This is a genomic window from Maribacter sp. (assembly GCF_016744255.1).
In the GTDB taxonomy this organism is placed as follows: domain Bacteria; phylum Bacteroidota; class Bacteroidia; order Flavobacteriales; family Flavobacteriaceae; genus Maribacter_B.
Genome location: NZ_JADGES010000003.1, coordinates 54,988 through 67,686, shown reverse-complemented (window position 1 = coordinate 67,686; position 12,699 = coordinate 54,988). Strand labels below are relative to the sequence as shown.

Sequence of the window (12,699 nt, the reverse complement as noted above, 5' to 3'; positions counted from 1 at the left end):
TTTATTTACAGGTTTTTTTGTTTTTAAAATATTCAATAAGTAATGTCTTTACTATGGGGAGTTCTTTTCTTGCAGAACAACTTAAAACAGCAGGGCCAATTCCTAATAATATTAAAATAGGCTTCATTTTAGATTATTTATATAGCTTTTCTCCATTGGTTTAAATGGATAACTAAAAGGATACTTGCTGCTGCCATTAGTAATAAGATAAATATTTCAGAATAATTTGTAGCCTCGTGCATTATGGCTTCAGAAACATGGTATACATTAAATAAGGCAACTATAATAGCCCAAATAAAGGACGTCCATTGAAACCATTTTTGAGATAATTGTACGGTTAATAAGGCAAATAAAAAGGCTAATCCTTCCATTAAAATACGCCATTGATGCGCCCAAAAAGGAGTTTCTCCTGTAGAACCTTCTATAAATACAGATTCGTTGAAGAACACGCTTGCTAGTCCGTAAATATGATGAAAAATGAACCCTAATATTATAAAGAGCCATAAGCTGATAATTTTTGTTTTCATGGGTAAATAGTTTTTGTTATTACTTTTTGTTTTTGAAATTGGATTCATAGTAGTATTTGTATTTAGTGATTTTTTGGGTTCTATTTCTTTTAGTTTGGAGATGTTCTTATAGTCGATAGGGTTTTTTTGAAAAGAACTTTGTTCTTTAATTTGTGGTTTTGTTTTTAAGTAAAAAACAAGAGCGATTGTGGCTATTACTATCCAAAGAACATCAATAAATAGAATAGAAAATTGATTCTGGGAATAGGTAATCCAAAGCCAATTGCCAGTTACTATTCCAGAAGAGATAGGTACCAAAAACCCAAAAATAGAGCCAAGTAATAAGCTATATTTATTCGTGAAGTAATTATTTCTTTTGAACCGGAAAAAAAGAATTGCAATTAGCCAAGTAATAAAAAAGAAATAGTAGATAGCCGTTTGTTTATCTTCAAAATAACCATTAGATATTTTTACAAATAAAAAGGCTAGAGCGGTTACAGGGAGCATGGATAAACAAATGGATAGATATATATGGCCAACCTTAGCGGTATATAACCGCTGTTTAAGTGTCATACTCTTTTTATTGCGGGCTTCAATCCAAATAAGAACACCAGTTAGGATTACAAAGCAGGTAATAAAGGATAATATGAAGTAGATTAATTTTACAGGAACACCTCCAAAATCAGCAAAGTGTAAGCGGCCTAAAAGACGTTGTGAATCTTCGGTATAGGATAATTTGTTAGGTTTTTTTTCTTCTGTTATGGTATCTGTTTTTAAATTGTATACCAATCTACCTATGCCTATAAACTTTTCTTTGTCCGTAAGTTCACCAACTAAAATGTATTTCATATTAGAACCTTTATAGTTTTTAATGAACCCTCTGGTTAGGTGAGGGTTGTTCCAATAGGTGGTAGTTTTTTTTGCAAATGCGTTAAAACTAGGAATGTCTTTATTTGTGGTTTCACTCCACTCATAATTTTTTCTGGCGGGTCTTAGGTCTTCTAATAATTTTTCTTGATTATTATTATATAGAGCGTTTGCCGGAATTAAGACTAATATGCTTAAACAAAAATAGGCTCCTGTTACAGCGAAAATAAATTGAAAGGGTAGACCTATAATTCCTAGTGCGGTATGCGCATCTGTCCAAACTCGTTTCAGGGCTACTTTGGGATTAAAAGCATAGAAATTTGGAATTATTTTTTTCCAATGAATTATAACTCCCGTAACAATAGCAAATAAAAAAAAGAAAGCAACGAATCCGGCAAGGTAGATTCCAATATTTGGTATTTGTGCAAAGAAATGTAATCTATATAAAAATTCACCCAAACTATATTGTTGGGAATATGTTTTTGTTGTTGCGTCTTTTATGTCTACATAGAAGTAATTAGTTTCTTTTCCTTTTTCGGAGGCTAAAGAATCTTTACTGGCTCCGGCAAAAATATATATATGGTCGCTTTTTTCTTCAAAATTAATTTGTAAATCTCGACCAGTAAAATCATATTGATTGTCTAATTTTTTAAGTATCTTATCGTAATCAATATCCAGCCTTTCTATATTAGAAGTATGTTTTCCTTCTTCCCAAATTGCAATTTCATCTTTAAATAAGGCAAAAGCTCCCGCAAAGAAAATAACATATAAGGCAAAACTTATAATTATGCCACTAACCGTATGGGTGTTAAAGAATACATTGTAATTTCTTTTGCTCATTATATAAAGGGGTTATTTTTATTTCCTAGAAAGTATATTCCATATAAAAGCAGCGCAATTAGAATATATAATGCCCAAGCTTTCCATCCATTTTTAAATAAAAACGGTATAATTAAAAGGGTGCACCAAACTATAAAGGTTGTGAAAATAGAAGTTATTAAAACCGCTCTATGATTGGGTAGCCACAATGCTAAAGACATATGTAACAAAGCTGTAATAATGTAACCACCAAGTATTCCTGATGAAATTTTAGCAAATTGTTGCCAGGGCGATTTGTTTAAATATTTGAGATTTGCAGGCATTGTTTAAAATGTTAGTTCTAGGATGAAAAGGATTGTAAATAAGATTGAAATATGTTTGTATGATAGTTTTTGTAATGGGGTGATGAGGATAACCAATCCTAAAATTGTCATTAAGGAAAGCAACCAAAATAAGAATCCAGAAGTTTTTCCGAATATTGTAATAGCAGTTATCAAGGCAATGATAAGACATGAAAGGCCTATGAATTTTGAAACTTTCAGGTTTGCTTGTACCCACTTTTCAATGATCAAACTACGATGCAACATTACTTTCTCTGATGTGTTGTAGAGAAAAAAAATTCCTATAAGAATTACTAATAAACTACTTGTTATCATATTTCCTTTTTATAAACTAAGCAACCCTAAACAAAGTGCTTAGAGTTGCCCAAACTAACAAACTCAAAAAATCAACTAACTCAAATTATCCATTCATTATATATATTAAAACTTATAGGTAACCGTGGCTATAATAGAACGGGTTCTTTGTGGTGTAATAGTACTCCAGCCTTTGTAGTATTGCTTATCTGTTAGGTTATTTGCTTTAACACTAATTCTTACTTTATTAATATCATAATAAGCAGATGCATTAAAAAGGGTGTATGCAGGTAAGTAGAACTCACCAATGTTAGGGTAACCAGACACTGTGTTGTACTTACTGGCACCATTAAAACCTGCACCTAAGCCAAAGTTTTTAATAAAGCCATTTTGAAATTTATAATCTGCCCAAAAATTGTAAGATACTTCTGGTCCAGCTTGTTCAAAACGTTTGCCAATTAAGTCTGGTCTTGATAGTGATTTTGTTACTTCAGCATCGTTATAACTAGCTCCCCCTTTAATATTTAATCCACCAATGGGGTTGGAGTGTAACTCTAATTCTACCCCTTTACTTTTTACAGTTCCATCTTGTTGTTTTGAAGCTCCGTAGCCCATTACTTTATCATCTACAGTAACGTTGTAATAATTTATGGTAGCATCTACTTTATTGTTAAATAGATTAGATTTTATACCAATTTCAAATTGATTTGCTTTTTCTAAGTCGTAGGATTGAAGTGTTGTTCCTGCTGTTGGATCTGCGGAGTTAACAGGGATAATTTCAGGGTTAACATAGGTATATCCATTTTGATAATTAGCAAAAACAGATAATTTGTTTAATATGGGTTGATATACAACACCGAATTTTGGAGAAAAAGTTGATTTTATATATTCTTTTTCATCATCTGCTAGGTTGTTTTTATCCCCTTTGTAATTAAATCTATCGTAACGAACTCCTAATGCTAAGGATAGTTTAGGAAGAATATTTATAACATCGGATGCATAAATACCTAAGAAATTCTGATTGGTATCTGTATTAGAATTTTGAGTTCCACTTATAACAGCTTCAATACTGTTATTATTTATTGGTAACCCTTGAAGTACTTGTCCTTGAGCATTTACCCCTTGTACTAATCCGTATCCCGAACCATTATCAATGATTTGAGACTCTAAATAATCCGCTCCAATTACGATCCGATTTCTTACAGAAGCTAGTTTAAAATCACCAATAAAATTTTGTTGTAGGTTTAGTGTGTTCGTTTTTGCATCCGTTCTTTGCGCATATAAAGCAAAATTAGGAGTTGGTTGGGGAGTACCTGAACTCCAATCAGCGGCATTCCACAAATACGAATAATACCCTTTTGATTTTGCACTACCACCAGAAAAAATAGTTTGAGAAGACCAGTTATCTGTTATTTTGTATGCAATTTCTCCACGATAGTTATGTGTTGGGTTTTTAATAGTAACACTATCATCTGTTAACGATTTGTTGTAATCATAATTTAACTCCTCCAGATTATTAAATGCCAATGGTGCAGACCTGTTTAAAAATAAGAAAACGGCATTGGTTTGTTCGGTGTTTGATGCTTCTAAGCTTAAGTTTAAGGTTAGCTTATTGTTTACTTTGTAAGAAATTGCTGGAGCCATAAATACAGATTCATTAAAGCCCGCATCTTGCCAACTGTCTTGAGATTGAAAACCAGCATTAAAACGTAATGAGAATTTTTCACTTGCTTTATCCGTTACATTTAAATCGATAGTCGCTTTTTTAAAATTGAATGAACCACCTGCAACAGAAATATTTCCTCCTGTTCCGTTATAGGGTTTTTTAGTAACAATATTAATTAGTCCGCCATAAGAACTCACAGAGTTACCAAACAATGTCGCAGAAGGTCCTTTTATAACCTCTATGCGCTCTACGTTAGAAGGGTTTATAAAACCATTAGTAATACCAGCAATGCCGTTTACTAATTTTGGCTGTATAGAAAATCCTCTTAAGGAATAATAACCAGCACCATCGCCACTTCTACCCGTTGAAGGCCATAATTGATCTACACCAACTGCGTTTTGGAGAGCTTCAGAGAAAGTGGTTACAGATTGAGACACTAATATTTCATTAGTAATTGTAGAGTATACTTGAGAGTTTTCTAAATCTTTTAATGGTAATTTAGAAACATAGGCCGTTTTTTTTCTGGAGAATTTATTTCTACGTTCACCTACCACTACAACTTCGGTCAATAGTTCATTACCTTCATATAGGATAATTGTATCTAAAGTACTTGTCTCGTTATTAAGTATCGAAAATGGAATCTCTTTAGTTTTAAAACCCAAATAGGAAATAATAAGGGTGTAATCGCCATTTTCAACGTTCGTTATTTCAAATATTCCATTCTCGTTGGATTGTACACCTTGGGTTGAATTTTTAATCAAAATGTTAACTCCCAAGATTGGTGTTTGGGTATTATCGGTTATGGAGCCTTTTATACTTCCGTTTTGTGCAAGGGAAGAAGCAAACGATAATAGTAAAGCTAGAAGGGGAAATAATCGGTTTTTCATTTAATTATAAATTGTGTGTTAATTAGCACTTATTCTTATTTAGAATAAATAAAAATAATATTATATTTGCAGCAAATCTATGTAGAATGATTCTAAATAAAAAAATATTTTAATTTTTTTTATCAATTATTTATTTAGATATAGGAATAAAATATTCACATAACATTTAAATAAAGGGGTAGTATGAAATTAATTTATGAGAACAATTTTGGAGCATGCTATAAGGTGAGTAGCACTATAAATGCTAACAGCTCGTTGCAAATGATTCTAGGAATTGTGGGGGTTTTTATGTCTACCAAAGAGTTGGCTAATTTATTAGATATTGTTCGTAATGCTGACCAACCATGTAATTGTGAACAGTGTAATGGAAAGCAATGCAATAAGATATGGACAACTACTCCTTTAATTGACATTTGTTTAAAAGTAGATAATGACATTTTAGAAGAACTAGAAGATTTAATTGTAGGAACTCAGTTTATTTTAAATATGGACGCCACTTTTAAAAAAAATAGGATTAAATAAAGTGGTAATGGGTAAACAAAAGAAGGTACCTACTGTAAGTGTAGAAAATTTAAAAGAAATTGCTGCTCAACTTAGTTGTCCATCTGGTAGTGAAGGAAAAGAAATAGGTGAATTGTTACATTTTAGTAACGAAGGAATGATTAAGGAAAGCGTTTTATCGCTTAAATTAAAAAATAACAAGAGAGTGCTAGAACTAGGTCACGGAAATTGTTCTCATTTACCAGATCTATTAAAAGAAGGGGCTCAACTTCGATATTTTGGAATGGAGATATCAGAAGTAATGCAAAAAGAAGCGCAACGTATAAATGCTTCTTATGTAGAGAAAGGGCAAGCTTTATTTTCGTTGTATGATGGTCAGAAAATACCTTATGTCCTTAATTTTTTTGACAACGTATTTTCTGTTAATACTATTTATTTTTGGAATAATCCAGTTGCTCTTTTGAAGGAAATATATAGAGTACTAAAACCTAATGGAAAATTTGTACTAACATTTGTTAATAGTTCCTGTATGGAAAAATTGCCTTTTGTGGCGCAAACTAATTTTTTTGAATTGTATGATTCTCCAAAAATAATAGATTTAGTGGATAAAACCGATTTTGTATTGATGACAATAACTAGTAAAAAAGAGAAAGTAAAGAGTAAAACTGGAGATTGGGTGGATAGAGACTATTCTATCGTTGTTTTAACTAAATAAAAAGAATATAAGTAATGAAAGAAGTAAGAGCTCCTTAAATAAAAAAAAACCAGTATGCCGTCGACAAACTACATACTGGATAAATGCGAATCAATCCTTAAAATTAAATTAACATTTTTTATAAAAATATGAAATATTTTACACTTAATATACGCACATCATATGTAGTAAAAATAGCTATGATTCTCTTGTGTTGTTTTAAAATACAATCTTGTGTAGCTCAGACGAATACAGAGAAATTTGAAGTAGCAGGAAAAATAACTACTGAAAATGGTAGTCTGGTCCCATTTGCAACCATAGTGTTAGAAAATACAAGTTATGGTACGTCTTCAGATGAAAACGGAACTTTTAATTTGTACGCTCCACAAGGAGAGCACATTATGGTAGTTAGCTATATAGGCTATAAAACTATTAGAAAAGAGATTACTGTTGGCTCTACAGGATCTAATACCGAGAATTTTATTTTATTAGAAAATAGTACGCAATTACAGGAGGTAGAAATAATTGGAAGAAAAGCCAAAACATATAAGAATGATGAAACCTTTGCAGCAACAAAAACAGCAACAAAAATAAAGGATATCCCGCAAGCTATAAGCTATGTAACCAAAGAAATATTTGCAGACCAACAGGCATATCGTGTCAACGATATTGTAAAAAATGTAAGTGGTGTAAACCAATATTCTTGGTATGATGATTTTTCCATGCGAGGCTTTAGGTCTGGGGAAACTTATATCAATGGTTTACGTGTAATAGGACTGTTTGGTCCACAACCTTTACTTGCTAATATAGAGCGTGTTGAAGTATTAAAAGGACCTGCATCTGCTATGTTTGGTAATTCTAGTCCAGGAGGTACTATGAACAGGGTAACCAAGAAACCTCTTACCGAAGATAGAAAATCTATCAACTTTACAACAGGTAGCTTTAATACTTTGCGTTCATCTTTAGATTTTACGGGGCCAATGAACAAAAGTAAATCATTGTTATATAGGCTTAATATTGCCTACGAGAATTCTGATTCCTTTAGAGATTTACAAGAAAACAAAACGCTGTTAATCGCTCCTTCCATATCCTTTCTACCAACAGATAAAACCAGTATTAACTTTGATTTGGTAATTCAAAAATTTGACGGAAAATTGGATAGAGGACAACCTATTTTTGGAGCATCGGCTGGAGCAAAATTGGATGACCCCAATAACACACCTATTAATTTTGCTATTGGTGCCACCAATGATTACCATATAAGTAATGTAAATTATTTTACATTATCCCTTAACCATAGGTTTAGTGATAAAATATCGTTCAATTCTTCCTATATGAAATATATAAATGAGGAAGATTTATTTGAGCATCGTACTTCTAACAGATTTGCACTCGATGCTAATGGTAATGAAATACCTACACTAATGGGCATGCGAATTTCGGCAAGACAGCAAAAACGTGTTACGGACAATATTTCTAATTACTTTGTTTTCAATGCGGAAACAGGACAGGTAAAACATAAAATACTCTTAGGTTTTGATTATGCGCAACAGGTTAGACCCCTAGGTGGTGGTGCAATTTGGACAGGAAGTAATGATTATCTTAAACTTGATGGTACCGTTGGAAGTTTTAACCCAGCTAATATTTCAGATTTTCAATTGGATGGAGATGGAAACCCAATACCCAACATTCCACATTTTGACCTTGTAAACCCCAACTATACCTTAGCTTATCCTAACGATTATATTTTAAGAAGCCGTGGTTATGATGCTACCAAGTACTTTACCACAGGTTATTATTTACAGAATCAAATTACAATAAATAAATTACAGGTGTTATTAGGAATGCGTTTTAATAACTATTATGATTACGAAGGGTATAAGACCAGCGAAGAAGAAAAAATAAAGCAAAATAAACTTATACCAAGAGTAGGATTGGTTTATGGTATAACAGACAATATTAACGCATATGGCACATATACGGAGAGTTTTGAGCCACAGAGAGCTAGCAATCTTGCCATCGATGTAGGAGGCCCTTTTGATCCTTTAGAAGGTCGAATGGTAGAATTTGGTTTAAAAGGGGAGTTCTTTAGCAATAGACTTGCCGCAAATTTGGCTATTTATAGTATCGCACAAAAAAATGAACTGGTTGATGACCCAAATAATTCGGATAAATTAATTCAAATAGGAGAAACAAGTTCCAAAGGATTGGAACTGGATGTTATGGGTAGAGTAAATAAAAACTTTAGTATTACTGCCAATTATGCATTTAATGAAGCCATTTTTGAATCTACTCCAGCAGATTCAGATTTTAAAGAAGGTGACACTAGGCAAAATGCACCAAAACATCAAGGAGGTGTATTTGCGAAATATGCAATTACAAATGGTGGGTTAAGTGGAATTAGTTTTAATCTTGGGACAAACTTTGTATCCGAAAGAAATTCTACAGACGGGCCAGAACTTAAATTTCCTTCATATACAGTTGCCGATTTCGGAGTAAGTTATCAAGTAGACAAATTTGCTTTAAGAGCAACTATAAACAATGTTTTTGATAAAACACATTGGGTTGGAGGTTACAATTATGTCAGGTTATTTCCTGGTGCACCAAGAAACTATTTATTAAGTGTTGGTTATACCTTCTAGGGAATGACGCTAAAAGTTAATAAAAAACTTTTTTTTAAAATCCATAGTTGGATAGGTATCAAGTTAAGCATACTATTTTTTATAGTATGCTTTTCTGGCACATTGGCTACGCTTAGCCATGAGATGGATTGGCTGTTTATCCCCGAAATAAGGGCAATACCTCAAAAAGAAGTAGCTTCTAGAAATCATATTTTAGAAAATTTAAAAGAAGAATATCCCAATGGAAAGGTCACCTATTGGATGCGGTCAGAGGAGCCTTATTTATGCGATATTATTTATATGGATGATGGTATTTCTGGCAAAACGTATGTCCTTGCAAATCCATATACCGGAAAAATACAAGGGAGTGCAAATCTTACTTTTCAACGTTTTTTTAGAGACTTGCACTATTTTTTATTTATACCTTTTCAAATAGGAAATTTTACAGTATTAATATTCGGATTTCTGCTGTTCATTTCTATGGTAACAGCATTGGTGTTCTATAAAAAATGGTGGAAAAAATTATTCAAGATTCAAACGGGAAAGGGAAGTCTTGTTTTTTATAGAAGTCTTCACAGATTGGTAGGCTTATGGTCAATTCCGTTTACAATAGTATTTTCCGTGACAGGAATGTGGTATTTTATGGAACGAGCTAATATTGGCAATTTAGGGAGTGCTGTAAATCCGCGTTACCCAGATGTAAACACTCCAAAAAATGTAGATAGTGTTGCCAATATTAGTTATAGCATAGATTATGATAAAGCAGTGGCTATTGCAGAACAAGAAATATTAAATTTTAAGGTGGGCAGTATTGCCCCATCCGAGAATAGAAAAGATGTCATTTATTTAAGAGGGAATTCCGATGTGTCTCTTGTTAGGCAAAGGGCTAACCGAGTTTATATAGATCCTAATACGTATAAAGTTTTAAAAGTTCAAAACGCAAACAAGATAAGCACACTAATGTGGTTTAATGATATTGCGGACCCTTTACATTTTGGTTATTGGGGAGGCTTAGCAACTAAAATAATTTGGTTTTTTGCAGGGCTTGGAATATCGTCATTAGTATTATCTGGTATTTGGATTACTTTGAAGAGGAAAAGAATAAAGCAAAAAAATGAAGGAACAAAAGTTATGGGAGCTTGGAAATATGCGAATTGGGTTTTCTTTGCAATCATTTTATTTTTCATGTATGCCATTATTATAACGAAATATAGAGCTTCATTGAAGTCGGTTTTTATAATAAGTATAGGTTGGTCTATTTTTATAGCGTTAGGATATTATATTTTTGTGTATCGTTTAAACAAAATTATAAGCTTAAGAGAATTTAGAAAATAATAGTTTATGATTTAAGTCTAATAGAATAGTTTCTGGTGTTTTAAGGTTAAAAGTATTGTGGTATTTTAACACCTTTTTCTTTCAACTTGTTCATTCGAGAATCTCATTTGGGTGAATCTATTTTTCGATTAAAACTTATGGATGCTCGCCTCCCATAATTATTAGGTGTAATCTGGCTTTTCTTTCTTAGCGCAGTATTCATCTCTAATGATAAAAAAGATATAAAAAAAGAAAATTTTTCAGCAATATTTTTTTATGCCAAATGGGAGTAAATAAAAAACCTGTAAATCATAAGATTACAGGTTTTTTGTTTTTGGTAGATACCATTTTAGTGGAGCCGGAGGGAATCGAACCCTCGTCCAAACAAGTAATTAAAATACTTTCTTCATGCTTAGTTTCTATTTGGTTTTCGATACGTACCTGACTAGAAACAGCCCAATACATACTTAGCTTCTTTAAGTTTTAGTGATACTGCCAAAGCAACAATATCCTTATATCGACATTTATGGTGCCCCGAGTTGAATCGCCGTCGACAGAGGCTATTCAGGGACATCTCGCTTCTCTACCTGGTAGAGACGAGGCTTATCTTACTATAATTCAGATTAAGCGGCAAGAGCGTAATTATTTTCGCCTATTAAAAGTGTGTAACATGAGATTAACGAGCCACATAACAAAGCTCGGCATGCTTATATTCCAATTAGTCTCGCTGTCAAAACCAGTCGGCCCCTTAATGTTTAATTAGGTATTTAAAAACACCCAAAACCATTATTTTTTTCAAGGAACTTTACTTTATATTTGCAATCTTATTTATTGCAATAAATGCATTTATAAATTAGCAATAGTAGAAGTAGCTTACAAAGGTACTTCAAAAAGTATTCCAAAAAAAAGTTTTGTTACAGCAGTTCTATTTTGTTATATTTAAAACTTTTGCATCGTAATAAGTTATAAAAATATATTTATGAAATTCGGAATTATTCAAGAGCGTAAAAATCCACCAGACCGTCGTGTGGTTTTATCACCAAAGGCATGTAAAGAATTGACGGGTAGGTTTTTAGACGCAGAGATTCTTGTGGAACCTTCGCCAATTCGTGTTTTTAAAGATGAAGAGTACGTGGAAGCAGGTCTGTCTTTATCCGACAATATGGCAGAGTGCGATGTTCTGATTGGTGTAAAAGAAGTTCCTATGGAAGCCCTAATTCCGAATAAAAAATATTTTTTTTTCTCCCACACTATAAAAAAGCAACCCTATAATAGGGAGCTATTACGTACTATATTGAAGAAAAATATAGAAATGTATGACCATGAAGTAATAACCAATACAAAAGAGCAGCGTGTCGTAGCTTTTGGTCGATATGCCGGAATAGTAGGTGCTTATAATGGGATTAAAACTTATGGTTTAAAGTACGATTTGTTTCATCTGCCAAAAGCGGAGAGTTTAATAGATCAAGATGATTTAATAAAAGAGCTGCGCAGTATAAAGCTTCCGAACATAAAGATTTTGCTTACTGGAAATGGTAGAGTGGGGAATGGTGCAAAGGAAATGCTAGATGCCATGCATATAACTAAGGTAAATGTAAAAGAGTATTTACAAGGGGAATTTAAGGAGCCTGTTTATTGCCAGATAGATGCATCGGAATATAATACACGTAAAGATGGAGAACAAGGTAGTCTAGGTGATTTTTTTGCTAATCCAGAGGAGTACAAAACTAATTTTACCCGTTTTGCTAAAGTAACAGATTTTTATATAGCAGGTCACTTTTATGGAGAGGGTGCCCCATATTTATTTACAAGAGAAGACGCAAAGCATCCTGAATTTAAAATAAAAGTGGTTGCAGATGTAAGTTGTGATATTGATGGTCCTGTGGCAACAACTATTCGACCGTCTACTATTGCAGACCCTGTATATGGTTATGAGCCAGTATCAGAAACAGAATCAGATTTTAAAGATGCTAATGCAATAGCCGTAATGGCCGTAGATAACCTGCCATGCGAGCTTCCTAGAGACGCGAGTATTGGTTTTGGAGAAGCATTTGCAAAGCATGTAATTCCGGCCTTTTTTAATAACGATACCGATGGAGTTCTTCAAAGAGCAAGAATGACACAAAATGGAAAACTTACAGAAAGGTATGCGTATTTACAAGATTTTGTAGACGGTAAAGAATAATTTT

At 32.8% G+C, this 12,699-nt stretch carries 9 protein-coding genes and 1 other RNA gene; 5 read left to right on the top strand and 5 right to left on the bottom strand.

Annotation, left to right across the window (positions count from 1 at the left end; all coding sequences use genetic code 11):
* Position 1: 1 nt before the first annotated feature.
* The 4 genes from QZZ51_RS01375 to QZZ51_RS01360 form a co-directional block, all read right to left on the bottom strand.
* Positions 2-127 (bottom strand): hypothetical protein, encoded by a 126-nt coding sequence (locus QZZ51_RS01375; protein ID WP_291864818.1) that lies wholly within the window; start codon positions 125-127, stop codon positions 2-4.
* Between the two features lie 10 nt (positions 128-137).
* Positions 138-2,213: a PepSY-associated TM helix domain-containing protein gene (locus QZZ51_RS01370; RefSeq protein WP_291864816.1), complete on the bottom strand. Its 2,076-nt coding sequence runs from the start codon at positions 2,211-2,213 to the stop codon at positions 138-140.
* On the bottom strand, positions 2,213-2,515 hold the full coding sequence (locus tag QZZ51_RS01365; protein ID WP_291864813.1) for a hypothetical protein: 303 nt from the start codon (positions 2,513-2,515) through the stop codon (positions 2,213-2,215). Before QZZ51_RS01365 ends, QZZ51_RS01370 begins: the two co-directional genes overlap by 1 nt.
* Before the next feature lie 438 nt (positions 2,516-2,953).
* Positions 2,954-5,380, bottom strand: coding sequence for a TonB-dependent receptor (locus QZZ51_RS01360; protein ID WP_291864811.1), 2,427 nt, complete (start codon positions 5,378-5,380; stop codon positions 2,954-2,956).
* Positions 5,381-5,563: 183 nt separating this feature from the next.
* On the opposite strand from QZZ51_RS01360, the gene QZZ51_RS01355 reads away from it, so the two are divergent.
* The 4 genes from QZZ51_RS01355 (at position 5,564) to QZZ51_RS01340 (ending at position 10,531) form a co-directional block, all read left to right on the top strand.
* Positions 5,564-5,902 carry a hypothetical protein gene (locus QZZ51_RS01355; RefSeq protein WP_291864808.1) on the top strand — a complete coding sequence of 113 codons (339 nt, stop codon included), beginning with the start codon at positions 5,564-5,566 and terminating at the stop codon, positions 5,900-5,902.
* A gap of 7 nt (positions 5,903-5,909) precedes the next feature.
* Positions 5,910-6,596 carry a class I SAM-dependent methyltransferase gene (locus tag QZZ51_RS01350; protein ID WP_291864805.1) on the top strand — a complete coding sequence of 229 codons (687 nt, stop codon included), beginning with the start codon at positions 5,910-5,912 and terminating at the stop codon, positions 6,594-6,596.
* Between the two features lie 128 nt (positions 6,597-6,724).
* On the top strand, positions 6,725-9,217 hold the full coding sequence (locus tag QZZ51_RS01345) for a TonB-dependent receptor (protein ID WP_291864802.1): 2,493 nt from the start codon (positions 6,725-6,727) through the stop codon (positions 9,215-9,217).
* A gap of 3 nt (positions 9,218-9,220) precedes the next feature.
* Complete coding sequence (locus QZZ51_RS01340; protein WP_291864799.1) at positions 9,221-10,531, top strand: PepSY-associated TM helix domain-containing protein; 1,311 nt, start codon at positions 9,221-9,223, stop codon at positions 10,529-10,531.
* A 329-nt stretch (positions 10,532-10,860) separates the two neighbouring features.
* Here the strand turns inward: QZZ51_RS01340 and ssrA are convergent.
* Positions 10,861-11,258, bottom strand: a transfer-messenger RNA (tmRNA) gene (ssrA, locus tag QZZ51_RS01335).
* Positions 11,259-11,489: 231 nt separating this feature from the next.
* Between ssrA and QZZ51_RS01330 the strand changes: the two genes are divergently transcribed.
* Positions 11,490-12,695, top strand: a complete 1,206-nt coding sequence (locus tag QZZ51_RS01330) for an NAD(P)-dependent oxidoreductase (protein WP_291864797.1) — start codon at positions 11,490-11,492, stop codon at positions 12,693-12,695.
* The last annotated feature ends 4 nt before the right edge of the window (positions 12,696-12,699 follow it).